Source organism: Tahibacter soli, assembly GCF_025717065.2.
In the GTDB taxonomy this organism is placed as follows: Bacteria; Pseudomonadota; Gammaproteobacteria; order Xanthomonadales; family Rhodanobacteraceae; genus Tahibacter; species Tahibacter soli.
Map to the genome: position 1 here is coordinate 45995 of NZ_JAOVZO020000019.1, position 15025 is coordinate 61019.

A 15025-nucleotide genomic window follows, 5' to 3' on the forward strand; every position below is an offset into this window, starting at 1 on the left:
CGCCGCAACAGACTCGGCGACGGCGCCGCGGGCGTCATCCGACCCAGACCCGCGCGTTGCGGAACATGCGCATCCACGGCGAATCCTCGCCCCATTCCTCCGGGCGCCAGCTCATCTGCACGCTGCGGATGACGCGCTCGGGGTGCGGCATCATGATCGTCACGCGGCCTTCGGCGGCGGTCAGACCCGTCAGGCCGCCGACCGAGCCGTTGGTGTTGAGCGGGAACGTTTCGGTCGCCTTGCCGCGGTTGTCGACGAAGCGCAGGCACGGCTGCACGCGCTTGTAGTCGGAGCCCTGTGCGAAATCGACGCGGCCCTCGCCGTGCGCGACCGCGACCGGAATGCGCGAACCGGCCATGCCGCGCAGGAGGATCGACGGCGAATCGATCACCTCGAGCGTGACCAGGCGCGCCTCGTACTGCTCGGACGCGTTGCGGCGGAACTTCGGCCAGTAGTCGGCGCCCGGGATGATGTCTTTGAGCGTCGCCATCATCTGGCAGCCGTTGCACACGCCCAGCGCGAACTTGAACGAATCGGCGAAGAACGCGGCGAACTGTTCGCGCAGACTCGCGTTGTACAGGATCGACGTCGCCCAGCCGCGGCCGGCGCCGAGCACGTCGCCGTACGAGAAGCCGCCGCACGCGGCAAGGCCGGTGAAGTCGGCCAGCTTGTAGCGGCCGGCCGCGAGATCGGACATGTGCACGTCGACCGCGTCGAACCCGGCGCGCGTGAACGCCGCCGCCATTTCGATCTGGCCGTTGACGCCCTGTTCGCGCAGCACGGCCACCTTCGGCCGCACGCCCTTGGCGATGAACGGCGCGGCCACGTCGTCGGCCGGATCGAATACGAGCTTGGCCGTGATGCCCGGATCGTCCGCGTCGCAGCGCCAGTTGAGTTCGCTGTCGGCGCAGTACGGGTTGTCGCGCAGGCGCTGCATCGCATGGCTCGTTTCCGACCACGCCTGCATCAGTTCGGTCCAGTCCCAGCGCGCGATGCTCTCGTCGCCCAGGCGCAGCGCGATCTGCAGTTTTTCCTTCGGCCGGCCGACCATGTGCGCGATGTCGGCCAGACCGTGCTTGTCGAACAGCGCGCGCAGCGCCGGCACGTCGTTGCGGCGCACCTGCACGACCGCGCCGAGTTCCTCGCAGAACAGGGCGCGCAGCGTGTTCTCGGCCCAGCCGTCGAGGCCGATCGCGAGGCCGCAGTGACCGGCGAACGCCATTTCGAGCAGGGTCACGAGCACGCCGCCGTCGGAGCGGTCGTGATACGCGAGCAGGAGGCCTGCGGCGTTCGCCTCTTGTATACAGGTGAAGAACGCCTTGAAGCGCGTCGCGTCGTCGAGATCGGGCGGCACGCCGCCGGTGCGGTTGAACACCTGCATCAGCGCCGATCCGCCGAGGCGGTTGCGGCCGCCGCCGAGGTCGATCAGCCACAGTTCGGTTTCGCCCTGGTCGAGGCGCAGCTGCGGCGTCAGCGAGCGGCGCACGTCGGTCGTGCGCGCGAAAGCGGTGACGATCAGCGACACCGGCGCGACGGTTTTCTGTTCGCGCTCGCCGTCGTTCCAGACGGTCTGCATCGACAGCGAATCCTTGCCGACCGGAATCGAAATACCGAGCGCCGGGCACAGATCCATGCCGACCGCGCGCACCGCGTCGTATAGCGCGGCGTCCTGATGCGGATAGCTCACCGCGGCCATCCAGTTCGCCGACAGGCGCACCTCGCCGAGGTCGGCGATCGGCGCGGCGGCGATATTCGTCAGCGCTTCGCCGACGGCCATGCGCGCGGCGTCGGCGCTCGACAACAGCGCGATCGGCGTGCGCTCGCCCATCGACATCGCCTCGCCGGCATAGCCGTCGAAGTCGGCGATCGTCACGGCGCAGTCGGCCACCGGCACCTGCCACGGCCCGACCATCGGATCGCGCGAGCACAGGCCGCCGACGGTGCGATCGCCGATCGTGATCAGGAACGACTTCGAACCGACCGCCGGAAACCGCAGCACGCGCTGCAGCGCTTCGGCGATCGCGATGCCGGAACAGTCGGAAACGAGATCGACGCGCGGCGCCTTGCGCCTGGCGTCGCGGTGCATCTTCGGCGCCTTGCCGAACAGCACGTCCATCGGCAGGTCGATGACGGGCAGGTCGCGGCGCGAATCGGCGACGATCAGGCGCTCCTCTTCGGTCGCATGACCGACCACCGCGAACGGACAGCGCTCGCGCCGGCACATCGCTTCGAAGCGTTCGAGATCGGTCGGCGCCACGCCGAGCACGTAGCGTTCCTGCGATTCGTTGCACCACAGCTGCATCGGCGACAGCTGCGGGTCGTCGCACGGAATCGCCGCCATGTCGATGCGGCCGCCCACGCCGGAGTCGTGCAGCAGTTCGGGAATCGCATTGGACAGGCCGCCGGCGCCGACATCGTGCACGCTGACGATCGGATTGGCGTCGCCGAGCGACCAGCAGTGGTCGATGACCTCCTGCGCGCGGCGTTCCATTTCCGGGTTGTCGCGCTGCACCGACGCGAAGTCGAGATCTTCGGAGCTCGCGCCCGAGGCGACCGACGAGGCAGCGCCGCCGCCGAGGCCGATCAGCATGGCCGGCCCGCCGAGCACGATCACCGCGTCGCCGGGCGACAGCACGCGCTTGCGCACATGGTCGCGGCGGATGTTGGCGAGGCCGCCGGCGATCATGATCGGCTTGTCGTAGCCGCGGCGTACGCCGGGAATGCCGGTTTCCCACTCGAACGTGCGGAAATAGCCGCCGAGCGCCGGCCGGCCGAATTCGTTGTTGAACGACGCGGCGCCGATCGGCCCGTCGCGCATGATCTCGAACGCGGTGGCCATGCGCGGCGGCAGCGGGCGCGCGGTTTCCCACGGCCGCGGCAGATCCGGAATGCGCAGATGCGACACCGAAAAACCGGTCAGGCCGGCCTTCGGCTTGCCGCCGCGACCGGTCGCGCCCTCGTCGCGGATCTCGCCGCCCGAACCGGTCGACGCGCCCGGAAACGGCGCGATCGCGGTCGGGTGGTTGTGCGTTTCCACCTTGATGGCGTAGTCGATCGGTTCGGCGTGCGCGCGGTAGATGCCGTCGGCGTCGGCGAAGAAGCGCCGCCCGTCGCTGCCGGAGATCACCGCGGCGTTGTCCGAGTACGCCGACAGCGTATGCGCCGGCGACACCTGGTGCGTGTTCTTGATCATCGCGAACAGCGAACGCTCCTGCGCCTCGCCGTCGACCGTCCAGGTCGCGTTGAACACCTTGTGACGGCAGTGTTCGGAGTTGGCCTGCGCGAACATCATGAGCTCGGCGTCGGTCGGGTCGCGTCCGAGTTCGCCGTAGCGCGCGATCAGGTAGTCGATTTCGTCCGGCGCGAGCGCAAGGCCGAGCCCCACGTTCGCGGCATTCAGCGCGGCGGCCGGATCGGCGCCGAGCGGGATCGTGCCGAGCGGACCCGGCGCGCCCTGCAGGAACAGGCCGTTCGCGGCATCGAGCGACGTCAGCACCGACTGCGTCATCGGGTCGGACAACACCTTCCGGAGCGTCTTGCCTTCGGGCGAACCGGCGGCGGGCGCCGCGTCGATCTCGAACGCGATGCCGCGTTCGACGCGCGCGACCGGCAGGTCGCAGCCTTTCAGAATGTCGGTCGCCTTGGACGACCACGGCGAAATCGTGCCGAGCCGCGGCACGACCCAGAGCGTCGCGGGGCCGGGCTCGCCGTCCTGCGCCTCGAGCACCTCGCAGACGCGGGCGCGCTGGTCGGCGGCAAGGCCGCCCGGCGCGTCGAGGAAATACACGTAGCGCGCGGCGACGATGCGCGAAGCTCGAACGATTTCCGCCAGTTGGCGGTTCAAGCGGTCGAGGCGAAAAGCGGACAGGGCGGGCTGCCCGTCGAACACGATCATGGAAGGCCGTTCCGGAGAGGGAATCTCAGAAGGGCGCGCATGATAACCGCTGGGGTCTCACTATCGCCATCGCGGCGATGCAACAAAACGCGCCGCCAAGCCCCGGCGCGGGCCGCAGCCCGCGCCGGGGCGCCGGTTCAGTGTTCCGGACAGGCGCAGGTGAACGTACAGATCCGCGTCGGGCAGATCGCCGAGTTCGTCGGCTGCGGACAGACGCGCGTGTGGATCACGATGGTATCGGTGACCTGGCAGACCTGCTGGCCGCCCGTTGCGCCGCCGCCGACTTCGCGGGTCTCCTGCCCGGACAGTTCGCGCAGCGTTTCCTTCGACAGATTGATCTTCTTCACGATTCCGTTCTCCTTCCGTTGGTTACGGACCGCCGCGAATGCGTCGGCCCGGCGCTTCCAACCACCAGAACGACATGCGCCGGCCGGACCGAACTCAGTTCGGATCGCAGATCTGCGGAATCTCCGTATGCCGCGGCAGGCACCGCGTCACCGGCACGCTGTGGCAATCCTTCGGCAGCTGCGTCGGGAACACGCAGGTGGGCGGGCCCGCCGAGGCGACGGCGCCGGCGACGGCTTCGACTTCCTGCGCGGTCAGCACGCGCAGCGTTTCTTTTCCGAGCTTGATCGATTTCATGATGCCCTCCGGGGCGTTGGATCAGACGCACGGCGTCATGCCATGCGCATCGGAACAACGCGACCGGAGCCGGAAAGCGAACGCGAAAAAAGCAAAAACCCCGCAATATGCGGGGTTTTCGTTCAGGCGGGCAAAGTGCGGCTTACTTGGCGGCAGCGAGCGCGTCGAGCTGCTGGCGCATGGCCTCGGCCGGCAGATAGCCGCCGAGCTGCGTGCCGTTCGGCGCGATGACGGTCGGCGTCACGTTGATGCCGAGGCGCTGCGCGAGCGCGAACTGCTCGGCGATCGGGTTGTCGCACCGGGCCGGCTTCGTTTCGGCGCCGGCCTTCGCCTCGCTCAGCGCCTTGTTGCGGTCGGCCGCGCACCAGACCGACACCGCCTTGTCGAACGACGGCGTGTTCGGACCCGAGCGCGGCAGCCACAGATACTCCACCGCGATGCCCTGCGCGTTGTACTGCGCGATATCGTTGTGCAGCTTGCGGCAATAGCCGCAGTCGATGTCCGTGAACACCGTGACCGCGTACTTCGGGTCCTTCGGCGCGAACACGATGCGCTGGTCCTTCGGCACCTTGTCCAGCAGCGTCTTGCGCATGCCGGACAGGCGCGCCTCGGTCAGGTCCTTGCGCTCGATCATGTCGTACAGCGGGCCGCGCAGCAGGTAGCGTCCGTCGGCGCTCGCGTACAGCACCTGCCCGTCGGCGACGACTTCGTAGAAACCGGCGACCGGCGATTTCGTCACCGAATCGATCTTCGCGTCCGGCGCGATCTTGCGGATGCCGTCGGTGACGGCCTGCGTTTCGTCGGCGGCGCGTGCCGCCGGCACCGTCGCGAGCAGCGCGACGGCAATTGCGAGCAACTTGAACATCCCCACTCCTCCCGTGCTGTGGTCGACGACAGACCCGTCGATGGCACGGAAGTTCGCGCGGCGCAAAGAAAAACCCCGCGCATCGACGATACGCGGGGTTTTGGGGACGGCCGGCTTACTTCGCGGCGGCGAGTGCGTCGAGGCGCTGGCGCATCGCTTCGGGCGGCAGGTAGCCGCCGATCTGCGTACCGTTCGGCGCGATCACCGACGGCGTGCCGTTGATGCCGACGCGCTGGCCGAGCTCGAATTCCTCGCTGACCGGGTTGTCGCACTTGGCCGACTTCGGATCGGCACCGGCCTTGGCGTCGGTGAACGCCTTGTTGCGGTCGGCGGCGCACCAGACCGACACGGCCTTGTCGAACGACGGCGTATTCGGGCCCGAGCGCGGGAACCACAGGTACTCGATCGCGATACCCTGCTCGTTGTACTTGGCGATGTCGTTGTGCAGCTTGCGGCAGTAGCCGCAGTCGATGTCGGTGAACACGGTGACGGTGTACTTCGGATCCTTCGGCGAGAACACGATCCGCTTGCTCTTCGGGATCTTGTCGACCAGATCCTTGCGCAGGCCCGAAAGGCGGGCTTCGGTCAGGTCCTTCTTGTTGCTCATGTCGAACAGCGCACCCTGCAGCAGGTACTTGCCGTCGGCGCTGACATATACGACCTGGCCGCCGGTGACGACCTCGTAGAAGCCGGGCAGCTGCGATTTCGTGACGGAATCGACCTTCGCGTTCGGAACCAGCGCCAGGATGGCATCGGTGACGACCTTAGTCTCGTCGGCAGCGGACGCGGTGGTGGCCGCCGCCGCGAGGGCGAGTGCCAGACTGAGTTTCTTGAGCATCACTACATCCTCTCGTGGATTCCGGGGCAGCAGGCGCAGACCGCCTGCGGCGCGAAAAGTTCCGCGGCCGTTCACATTGCCGGGAAAACGGTGAGCTTGCCTCGCCGCGCCGCTGTCCGCAAGCGCCGGTCCGTCCGGCGGCGGATCAGAAACAGGCGACGGTCTGTTCTTTCAGGTCGATCAGATCGGGCAGTTGCGCGTGCCAGTCGAGCGGCCGTTCGCGGTCTTCGGCGAAGTCGATCCAGTACACCGGCAGGTCTTCCGTGCGCTGCACGAGCTGCGGCGAGAAGCCGAGCGCGGCGATCTCGGCGCGGCGGCGTTCGGCGTTGTTCTGATCGCGGAACAGACCGAGCGAAATCGTGTTCTGCTGATCGCCGGCCGTGACGACGTAGTAGTCGCGCACGCCCTTGCCCGACAGCTGCCGCGCGACGCCCAGCGCCTGTTCGCGCGACGCCATCGCCGGCACGAACACCCAGTAGCCGCGCGGCTGCGTGGTGCGCGCCTCGCGAAACTGGATGCGCCGGGTCAGCGGCGTGAGCTTGTTGATCGCGGTGCGCACGTCGGCCTGGGTCGGGAACGGACCGATGCTGCGGCAGGTTTCGGCGGCGGCGGGGCCGCGCGCCGGCGCTTCGGCCAGTTCCGAACTCGCCGCGTCGCCCGGCGGCTCGCGCTCGGCGATGAGTTCGAGCCGCGCGATACCGACGTCGGTCACCGGCAACTGCGTCTTCGCGGCCTGCGGCGTGAAATACAGCCAGCTCGCGACGCCGAGATTGAGCGCCAGCAGCAGCATGAACAATACGCGCAGAAACATCCGTAGTCGGAACCGGGGCCTGGGACCGCGCGATTCTACGGTGTTTCGCCGGCGAGGACCGCAAGGCCGCGCAGGACGAGGTCGGGCTCGATCCGCGCCGGCACGCGCACGAGCGGCGCGAGCTCGCGCGCCGCGCCGCCGGCCAGCGCGAGCGCGGACGGCGCGCCGAACGCCTGCGCGCAGCCCGAATGGAATCTTTCCACAAGTGCAGCGGCGGCGAGCCAGCAGCCCGAGCGCACCGCGTCTTCGGTGTCGTCGGCCGCCTCGACGACGCGCGCCGACGACGACGCGCTGACGCGCGCGGTCGCGCCGAGCAGCGCTTCCTGCATCAGCATCGGACTCGGCGCGATCAGCCCGCCGAGGTGGCGCCCGTCGGCGGCGAGCGCGTCGAGCACCAGCGCGGTGCCGACGCTCGCGAGCACCACCGGTTCGCGCGCCTGCGCGTAGAGCGCGATCAGCGCGAGAAAGCGGTCGACCCCGAGTTTCTCCGGCCGCGCGTACGCGACGCGCACGCCGCACGCTTCGGCACGGCTCGCCACGAATTCGGGTTCGACGCGCAGGCGCGCGCGGATCGCCTGCGCAAGCTCGGCCTCCAGGCGCGGCCGCGCGACCGACGCGACCAGCGCGCGCGTCACGTGCGGCGCATCGGCCCAGGCGGCGGCCAGTTCGACATCGAGCGGTCGCGAATGATCGACCGGTTCGCCGGCGCGAAGGCCCGATTCGTCCGACCACGCCCACTTCAGGCGCGAATTGCCGAGATCGACGAGAAGATTCATTCCCTGCGCACCGTCACTTCGGCGCTGTCGAACAGTGCGACCGCATCGCCGTCGCGCACCCGCAGCGCGCCGCGCTCGTCGACACCGGCGCCGATGCCGCGATGCGCGCCGCGCGCATCGGTCGCGACGAGCGGCACGTCGCGCAGCACGTCGTAGCGCGCGTAGTCGGCGCGGCACGCGGCGAAGCCGTCGCGCTCGAACGCGTCGAGCCGGTCGACCAGGCATTCGAGCAGGCGCGCCACGACGCGATTGCGGCCCGTGGGCGCGGACGACGCGCTCGCAAGGTCGGTCGCGGCCTGGTCGATCGCCGCGCGCGCCGCGTCGGGCAGGCGCACGTTGACGCCGATGCCGATCACCGCGTGGCACGGCCCCAGAAATTCGCCGCCGAGTTCGACGAGAATCCCGGCCAGCTTGCGGCCGTCGGCGAGCACGTCGTTCGGCCATTTGAGCCCGATGCCGCGCGCGCCGCAGTCCTCCAGCGCCTGCGCGACGGCCACGCCGACCGCGAGGCTCAGCCCCACGAGCCCGGCCATGCCGCGGTCGAATCGCTTCACCAGCGACAAATACACATTGCACGCCGGCGGCGACTGCCACGCGCGACCGCGCCGGCCGCGGCCGGCGGTCTGCTGTTCGGCGAGACACACCGCGAGATCCGGCGCGTTCGCGGCGCGGCGCAGCAGCTCGCTGCTGGTCGAGTCGATCTGCCAGTGGATCGCGACGTCGCCGCAGCGCGCGGCGGCATCGGGGCGCATCGCCGCGCGTATCGCGTCGGCGTCGAGCAGTTCGACCGGCGCGGCGAGCCGGTAGCCCTGCCCGGCCGCGGCGTCGATGTCGAGCCCGGCCGCGCGCAACTCTTCGATGCGCTTCCACACCATCGTGCGCGTGACGCCGAAGCGCGCGGCGAGCGCGCTGCCGGACAGCGCCGAGCCGTCCGCGAGCGCGGCGACGAGATCGCGCGCGTGCATCAGCGGGCTCCGCGGCGCGACGGGAAAGAAGGGTACGAACGGGCGTAAGGCATCGACGTAGTATCGGCGATACGGCGCCCGGATGTTTGCATTGCGGCTGTCGCCCCGCTGTAATTCGCGCCCTCGCCCATCCTCCCGGAGCCCGTCATGTCCGTCCTTCGCCTGTCCGATCTCGATCTCGCCGGCAAGCGCGTCCTGATTCGAGAAGACCTCAACGTGCCGCTGAAGGACGGCCGCATCACCGCGACGCAGCGCCTGGAAGCCGCGCTGCCGACGATCCGCCTCGCGCAGGGCGCCGGCGCGAAGGTCATGGTCATGTCGCACCTGGGTCGACCGAAGGAAGGCGTGTTCGAGGAATCCGAATCGCTCGCGCCGGTCGCGCAATGGCTGTCGCAGGCGCTCGGTGCGTCCGTGCGGCTCGTACGCGACTACCTCGACGGCGTCGACGTCGCCGCCGGCGAAGTCGTGCTGCTCGAAAACTGCCGCATGAACGTCGGCGAGGGCAAGGACGATCCGGCGCTCGCGCAGAAGTACGCCGCGCTCTGCGACGTGTTCGTGATGGACGCGTTCGGCACCGCGCACCGTGCGCAGGCGTCGACGCACGGCGTCATCCGCGCGGCGAAAGTCGCCTGCGGCGGCCCGCTCCTGATGGCCGAGCTCGACGCGCTCGGGCGCGCGCTCGACACGCCGGCCAAACCGCTGCTCGCGATCGTCGCGGGTTCGAAGGTGTCGACCAAGCTGCTGCTGCTCGAAACGCTGATCGGCAAGGTCGACCAGTTGATCGTCGGCGGCGGCATCGCCAATACGTTCATCCTCGCGGCCGGCCATCCGGTCGGCAAGTCGCTGGTCGAAGTCGACCTCGTCGACGCCGCGAAGAAGATCATCGCCGACGCCAAGGCACGCGGCGCCGACGTGCCGGTGCCGACCGACGTCGTCGTCGCGCCGGCGTTCGCGGCCGACGCGCCGGCCACGGTCAAGCGCGTCGAAGACGTGACCGCGCAGGACATGATTCTCGACATCGGCCCCGACACCGCGCAGCGCTACGCGGCGATGATCCAGCAGGCCGGCACGGTCGTGTGGAACGGCCCGGTCGGCGTGTTCGAATTCGACGCGTTCGGCAAAGGCACCGAAACGCTCGCGCACGCGATTGCGGATTCGAAGGCATTTTCAATCGCCGGCGGCGGCGACACGCTCGCGGCGGTCGAGAAATACGGGGTCGAAGAGAAAATCGGCTACATCTCGACCGGCGGCGGCGCGTTCCTCGAATTCCTCGAAGGCAAGGAACTGCCGGCGGTGGCGGCGCTGAAGGCGCGCGGGTGAACCGTTTTTCGCGACGCCGTGCGACGGCGTTGGCATATCGGGCGCACGCAAACCAACACCAGTTCGCAGTAGTACGGGAAAGCGCGGGCTAGCATCCGCGCCAGTACCTACTGCGGATTCTTCAGCATGCGTCGCCTGTCTTTGCCCTTGTTCGTGCTGTCGCTCCTGTCGTTCGCCGCCGCGCAAGCCGCGCCGGTCGAAGGCCGCCTGGAGCTCGTCTGGGGCGACGGCGAGCCGGGTTCGGGGCTCGCCGAGCAGTTTGTCGTGCACGTCGTGACCGACGACGGCCATCGCTACCGGCTCGATCCGCAGGCCGCGCGCGAAGCGGCCGGCGACCTGTACGCGCTCGCGGGCAAGCCCGTCGCGGTCGGGTTCGCCGCCCGCGCGGCGACGCCGGACGGCCTGCAGGTCGACGCGATCGTATCGGCCGGCGCGTCCGAGTCGGCCACGCAGCCGGCGGTCGCGGGCAACACGGTCTGGGCGACGCTGCTGTGCAAATTCAGCGACGTCGCGACCGAACAGAAGCCGCTGAGCTTCTTCGCGGGCCAGTACGGCAACAATCCGGGCCAGCTCGACCACTACTGGCGCGAGGTGTCGTACAACAAGATCAACCTCACCGGCTCGAGCGCCTACGGCTGGTTCACGCTGCCGAGCCCGCGCTCGACCTACGTGCCGGCCGGCGGCAGCGCCGACCTCAACAAGCTCTTCGACGACTGTACGAACGCCGCGAACCCGACCGTCAACTTCGCCGCGAACGGCGGGCTGCAGGGCATCAACATGATGTTCAACGGCGATCTCGACGGCTTCGCCTGGGGCGGCAGCCGCTGCAAGACGCTCGACGGCGTCAACAAGTGCTGGAGCTCGACGTGGAATCCGCCGTGGTCGTTCTCGAACTCGGCGCCGCTGTCGCACGAAATGGGCCACGGCTACGGCCTGCCGCACGCGAACAACTCCGACAACGACACCGACCCGTACGACAACCCGTGGGACGTCATGAGCGACGCGTGGAGCAACGCGGCGAGCGACGGCACGTACGGCAAGATCGCCAAGCACCTGTCGACGTATTCGCGCGACCGCCTCGGTTTCGTCGACGCCGCGCGCAAGCGCACGATCAATGCCGACGGCACGTACCCGATCGAACTCGACCGCGCGAGCCTCGTCGGTTCGACGAAGACGCAGATGATCGTCGTCAATCCGCCCGGCGAACCGGCGACGCACTACTACACGATCGAAGCGCGCAAGCCCGGCGGCAAGTACGAGGCGAGCCTCGCCGGCACCGCCGTGATCATCCACGAGGTGCTGACGACGCGCTCGACGCCCGCGCAGATCGTCGATGCGACGAATCCGCCGGCCACCGTGTCGAACAACGAAGGGTCGATGTTCAAGGTCGGCGAAACGTATACACTGGCCGGCAAGTTCTCGGTCACCGTGAATTCGGCGACGGCCGAAGGCTTCAACGTGACGGTCGTGCGCGGCACGGGCCTGGCGCCCGATCCGATTTTCCAGAACGGATTCCAGTAAAGCGCGGGCACCCGCGCGCACCGGACATTGGTCGAACCGGCTCGCGGCGCCCTTGGATTCGAGGCTCCGCGACCCCACCCGCAAGGCTCCCGTCTCCGGAGCCGCCATGTCCCTTGCCCTGTTCGATCTCGACGGAACCCTGATCCACTCCGAAGCCGGCATCGTCGGCTCGATGCGCTACGCGCTGACGCAGATGGGGCACGAACCGCCGCCGCAGGCCGTCTTGCGCACCTGGATCGGACCGCCGCTGCGCCAGACGTTTCCGACCGTCGTCGGCAACGATCCGGCCGCGATCGAGGCCGCCGTCGCGCATTACAGCGACCGCTTCGACAGCCAGGGCTGGGCCGAATACGAGGTGTACGCGGGCATCGGCGACGTGATCGAAACGCTAGCCGCACGGGGCTTCACGCTCGTCGTGGCGACGACGAAGGTGCTGCCGCGCGCGCAGCGCATCGTCGATCACCTGCCGTTCGGCCGGCATTTCTCGCGCGTCTACGCGCCGACCGGCGAAGGCCGGCACTCCGAAAAGGCGCAGATGATCGCGCAGGCGCTGGCCGACTTCGGCGTCGCCGCCGGCGACGCGGTGATGGTCGGCGACCGCTATTTCGACATCGAAGGCGCCCGTGCGAATGCCGTACGCAGCATCGGCGTGACCTGGGGCTTCGGAGGCCGCGACGAACTCGTCGAAGCCGGCGCCGACGTCATCGCGGCGCAGCCGTCCGAACTCGCCGCGCTGATCCTCGCCGAACGCGCGGCGGCGTAACTTACAGCGTCACCGCGTCCTGCCGGTATTCGAAATAGAACCACCAGCCGGTTTCGCCGCGCCACGTATCGACGCCGCCGGCAACGTTGGCCTTGCAACTGCCGGCGCCGCCCGGCAGCAGCGACGCGAGCGTGGCCGGCGAGCCGTTGACATCGAATGTCACGAGCGCCGCGTCGCTCGCGCGAAGAAAGCCGCGCATCAGTCCGCCGCCCGTCGAACCCGCCGCCGCCGGCAGCGGCGCCCCGAACGACGTGTCGAACAGCGGGACCGCGAGCGCGCCGGTATCGAGCACGAGATCGGCCGCCGTCGTGCCGTAGCACGTGCCGCCGGGCAGCGGAATCGCCGGTACGCCGCCGCCCCAGCTGCTCGTCGTACCGGCGAGCGGTTCGAGGCAGCGATCCGAACCCGACAGCGAGAACGCGCGATAGGTGCGCGTCGACTGCGGCGCCGTCGCCTGCGGTGCGCAGGTCTGCGGCGACGCGACGCTGCAATCGGCCGGGGTCGTCGCGACGCGGCCCGGCGCGCCGTCGGTGCGCAACGGCTTGAACACGAGGATCGCGCTCGAATCGAGCGTGCCGTTCGCGTCGTCGTCGGCAGCGAGACTCGCGGCGATCTGCGCGTTCAGACCGATGCTCGCAACGTCGGTGACGTCCAGGCACAACGGGCCCGCCGGATAGAACACGTGCGGGTCGCGCAGCGCCAGCTGGCCGAGGCGAAACGCGGTCGGCGCCGCGGTCTCGAAGCCGTCGAAGTGGACGACGTCGACCGGCACTTCGGCCGCCTGCGCCGCGAACGCGGTCAGGGAAAGGAGGAACGCTGCACGTGCGGGCATGCCGGACTCCGACGATAAAACCGGCATGCTAAGCGAGCGACGGCGGTGCCTGCCATCACTCCGGGCGCGGCAGGCGCCGCGCCCGGAACCCGCGATCAGCCGGCTTCGTCGTCAGGCGTCGGACGATCGGTGCGCGTGAGGTTCACCGCGATATCGATCTTGCGGCGGCCGTCGGCGGTCGTCATGACGATCTGGCCGGCGACGCCGTCGGCCACGACGATCTGCGGCTTGCCGATCGTCGCGTCCGCGAGCCGCACGTCACCGGCCATGCGCAGCCGGCCTGGCGCTTCGTCGGTCGCGACGAACGTCAGACGCCACGCCTGCGCGCCTTCGCCGATGCGCACTTCGAGCGGATCGCCGAGCGGGCCGATCAGGCGGACGTCCTGCGGGCCGCCATCGTCGATGCGCACCGCGAGCTTCGCGTCGACATAGTGGCGCGTCTCGGGCTTGCCGGCCCATGCGCCGAAAGCGGCGCCGACGGCCACGAGCGCCGCGGAGGCGATGCCGAGCGCGCGGCGCGCGCGGCCGGGAACGGGATGTTTCAACATCTGGATTCTCTCCTCGATCGGATGGTGGATGCGCCAGGCACAGCCGAGCGGCGCGCGCCGATCCGTCGGCGCGTCGCCGGCCAGCTGCGTTTTCAACATCGCGCCGGCGTAGCACCGGCGCGCTTCCGGAAATCGGGCGATCACGGCCGCGTCGCACGCCAGCTCCTGGTCGAGCCGGAACCGCGCGTGCGCGACGTGGACGAGCGGGTGGAACCAGAACGCGCACCGCACTAGCGCGGCCAATGCGTTCGCCCGCACGTCGCCGCGCCGCGCGTGCGCGCCTTCGTGCGCGACGATCAGCCGGCGCTCGCGCGCCGTGTAGCGCAGGCGGAAATCGGCGGGCAGCACGATGCGCGGCACGATCATGCCGGTGACGAGCGGCCCCGCCGCCGCGCGCACGACGAGTCGGCGCGCCGCGAGCGCCGTGTCGAAGCGACGCTGGCGCCGCAACGTCAACGCGAGCGACACGGCGAAGCCGGCGAACCACGTCGCGACGACGAGCGACGCGACCGGGCCCGACGGCGCGATCGGCGCGACGACGGCGGCCACCGCGGCGCGCGGCGACGCACCGGCCGGCAGAACGACGAGCGCGGCGTCCCGAGGCACCGGCACGAACGCCGCGACGAGCGCCAGCGGTACGGCGAGCCATGCCGCGTATGCCGCGCCAGCGCCGAACGCAGACCGCAACAGCGATCGCGCCGGCAGCACGACCAGCAGCGCGACGGTCGCCGCGAGCGTCGCGGCGACGAGCGGCGGCAGGGCCTCAGCGCTCATCGGGCAGCTCCGCGATCAGGCGCTTCAATTCCGCAATGTCCTTTTTGCTCAATTTGCGATGCGCGGAAAAATGCGCCACGAGCGGCGCGACGCGACCGCCGAACAGCCGGTCGATCAGGTTGCGGCTCTCGCCGTGCACGTAGTCGTCGCGCGCGAGCAGCGGCCGGTACAGATAGCGGCGTCCCTGCTTTTCCGCCGCCACCGCGCCCTTGTTGAGCAGGCGGTTGAGCAGCGTCTTGACCGTCGCCTCCTGCCACTGGCGCGTATCGCCGAGCGCCGCGACGATGTCCTCGGCCGACAACGGGCTGCTGCCCCACAACACCTGCATCACCGCGCTTTCGGATTCGCTGATCGACATGACGATTACGCCTGTAAACGATAAATCATTTACGCATGTAATCGTTCGCGGCGCAAGCGCCAACTCGCAGTTGTTGCGTTAAGCTCGCCACTTCGCGCCGGGGAACGCGACCAGCCG

General features: G+C 69.5%; 14 protein-coding genes. 3 read left to right on the plus strand and 11 right to left on the minus strand.

What is annotated here, in order from left to right; translation table 11 throughout:
- Positions 1 to 34: 34 nt before the first annotated feature.
- The 8 genes from purL to OD750_RS19405 form a co-directional block, all read right to left on the minus strand.
- Entirely contained in the window at positions 35 to 3895 is a 3861-nt protein-coding gene (gene purL / locus OD750_RS19370; protein WP_263541046.1) for a phosphoribosylformylglycinamidine synthase, read from the minus strand.
- 137 nt (positions 3896 to 4032) lie between these two features.
- The gene (locus tag OD750_RS19375) at positions 4033 to 4242 is read right to left on the minus strand and encodes a hypothetical protein (protein ID WP_263541045.1); all 210 of its coding nucleotides are present in this window, start codon (positions 4240 to 4242) and stop codon (positions 4033 to 4035) included.
- Positions 4243 to 4336: 94 nt separating this feature from the next.
- A complete protein-coding gene (locus tag OD750_RS19380; RefSeq protein ID WP_263541044.1) occupies positions 4337 to 4537 on the minus strand; it encodes a hypothetical protein in 201 nt (66 codons plus the stop codon).
- Between the two features lie 142 nt (positions 4538 to 4679).
- Positions 4680 to 5402 carry a DsbC family protein gene (locus OD750_RS19385; protein ID WP_263541043.1) on the minus strand — a complete coding sequence of 241 codons (723 nt, stop codon included), beginning with the start codon at positions 5400 to 5402 and terminating at the stop codon, positions 4680 to 4682.
- Positions 5403 to 5517: 115 nt separating this feature from the next.
- Positions 5518 to 6240, minus strand: coding sequence for a DsbC family protein (locus OD750_RS19390; RefSeq protein WP_263541042.1), 723 nt, complete (start codon positions 6238 to 6240; stop codon positions 5518 to 5520).
- A 145-nt stretch (positions 6241 to 6385) separates the two neighbouring features.
- A complete protein-coding gene (locus OD750_RS19395; RefSeq protein ID WP_263541041.1) occupies positions 6386 to 7051 on the minus strand; it encodes an SPOR domain-containing protein in 666 nt (221 codons plus the stop codon).
- A 35-nt stretch (positions 7052 to 7086) separates the two neighbouring features.
- Positions 7087 to 7827 carry a type III pantothenate kinase gene (locus tag OD750_RS19400; RefSeq protein WP_263541040.1) on the minus strand — a complete coding sequence of 247 codons (741 nt, stop codon included), beginning with the start codon at positions 7825 to 7827 and terminating at the stop codon, positions 7087 to 7089.
- Entirely contained in the window at positions 7824 to 8792 is a 969-nt protein-coding gene (locus OD750_RS19405) for a biotin--[acetyl-CoA-carboxylase] ligase (protein ID WP_263541039.1), read from the minus strand. Before OD750_RS19405 ends, OD750_RS19400 begins: the two co-directional genes overlap by 4 nt.
- A 147-nt stretch (positions 8793 to 8939) precedes the next feature.
- Between OD750_RS19405 and OD750_RS19410 the strand changes: the two genes are divergently transcribed.
- The 3 genes from OD750_RS19410 (at position 8940) to OD750_RS19420 (ending at position 12396) form a co-directional block, all read left to right on the plus strand.
- On the plus strand, positions 8940 to 10112 hold the full coding sequence (locus OD750_RS19410; RefSeq protein WP_263541038.1) for a phosphoglycerate kinase: 1173 nt from the start codon (positions 8940 to 8942) through the stop codon (positions 10110 to 10112).
- A 126-nt stretch (positions 10113 to 10238) separates the two neighbouring features.
- The gene (locus tag OD750_RS19415; protein ID WP_263541037.1) at positions 10239 to 11633 is read left to right on the plus strand and encodes a metallopeptidase domain-containing protein; all 1395 of its coding nucleotides are present in this window, start codon (positions 10239 to 10241) and stop codon (positions 11631 to 11633) included.
- 106 nt (positions 11634 to 11739) lie between these two features.
- Positions 11740 to 12396 carry an HAD hydrolase-like protein gene (locus tag OD750_RS19420; RefSeq protein WP_263541036.1) on the plus strand — a complete coding sequence of 219 codons (657 nt, stop codon included), beginning with the start codon at positions 11740 to 11742 and terminating at the stop codon, positions 12394 to 12396.
- Position 12397: 1 nt separating this feature from the next.
- On the opposite strand, the gene OD750_RS19425 is transcribed toward OD750_RS19420, so the two are convergent.
- The 3 genes from OD750_RS19425 to OD750_RS19435 form a co-directional block, all read right to left on the minus strand.
- Positions 12398 to 13228, minus strand: coding sequence for a hypothetical protein (locus tag OD750_RS19425; RefSeq protein WP_263541035.1), 831 nt, complete (start codon positions 13226 to 13228; stop codon positions 12398 to 12400).
- Positions 13229 to 13323: 95 nt separating this feature from the next.
- The gene (locus tag OD750_RS19430; RefSeq protein WP_263541034.1) at positions 13324 to 14550 is read right to left on the minus strand and encodes a M56 family metallopeptidase; all 1227 of its coding nucleotides are present in this window, start codon (positions 14548 to 14550) and stop codon (positions 13324 to 13326) included.
- Positions 14540 to 14908 (minus strand): BlaI/MecI/CopY family transcriptional regulator, encoded by a 369-nt coding sequence (locus OD750_RS19435; protein WP_263541033.1) that lies wholly within the window; start codon positions 14906 to 14908, stop codon positions 14540 to 14542. The genes OD750_RS19430 and OD750_RS19435 overlap by 11 nt, the downstream gene beginning before the upstream one ends.
- Between the last annotated feature and the right edge of the window lie 117 nt (positions 14909 to 15025).

Bases quoted from the DNA above. Each gene is read 5' to 3' on its own strand.
- purL (WP_263541046.1), bottom strand. From the start codon at position 3,895: ATGATCGTGTTCGACGGGCAGCCCGCCCTGTCCGCTTTTCGCCTCGAC.
- OD750_RS19380 (WP_263541044.1), bottom strand. From the start codon at position 4,537: ATGAAATCGATCAAGCTCGGAAAAGAAACGCTGCGCGTGCTGACCGCG.
- OD750_RS19385 (WP_263541043.1), bottom strand. From the start codon at position 5,402: ATGTTCAAGTTGCTCGCAATTGCCGTCGCGCTGCTCGCGACGGTGCCG.
- OD750_RS19390 (WP_263541042.1), bottom strand. From the start codon at position 6,240: ATGCTCAAGAAACTCAGTCTGGCACTCGCCCTCGCGGCGGCGGCCACC.
- OD750_RS19395 (WP_263541041.1), bottom strand. From the start codon at position 7,051: ATGTTTCTGCGCGTATTGTTCATGCTGCTGCTGGCGCTCAATCTCGGC.
- OD750_RS19400 (WP_263541040.1), bottom strand. From the start codon at position 7,827: ATGAATCTTCTCGTCGATCTCGGCAATTCGCGCCTGAAGTGGGCGTGG.
- OD750_RS19405 (WP_263541039.1), bottom strand. From the start codon at position 8,792: ATGCACGCGCGCGATCTCGTCGCCGCGCTCGCGGACGGCTCGGCGCTG.
- OD750_RS19410 (WP_263541038.1), top strand. From the start codon at position 8,940: ATGTCCGTCCTTCGCCTGTCCGATCTCGATCTCGCCGGCAAGCGCGTC.
- OD750_RS19415 (WP_263541037.1), top strand. From the start codon at position 10,239: ATGCGTCGCCTGTCTTTGCCCTTGTTCGTGCTGTCGCTCCTGTCGTTC.
- OD750_RS19420 (WP_263541036.1), top strand. From the start codon at position 11,740: ATGTCCCTTGCCCTGTTCGATCTCGACGGAACCCTGATCCACTCCGAA.
- OD750_RS19425 (WP_263541035.1), bottom strand. From the start codon at position 13,228: ATGCCCGCACGTGCAGCGTTCCTCCTTTCCCTGACCGCGTTCGCGGCG.
- OD750_RS19430 (WP_263541034.1), bottom strand. From the start codon at position 14,550: ATGAGCGCTGAGGCCCTGCCGCCGCTCGTCGCCGCGACGCTCGCGGCG.
- OD750_RS19435 (WP_263541033.1), bottom strand. From the start codon at position 14,908: ATGTCGATCAGCGAATCCGAAAGCGCGGTGATGCAGGTGTTGTGGGGC.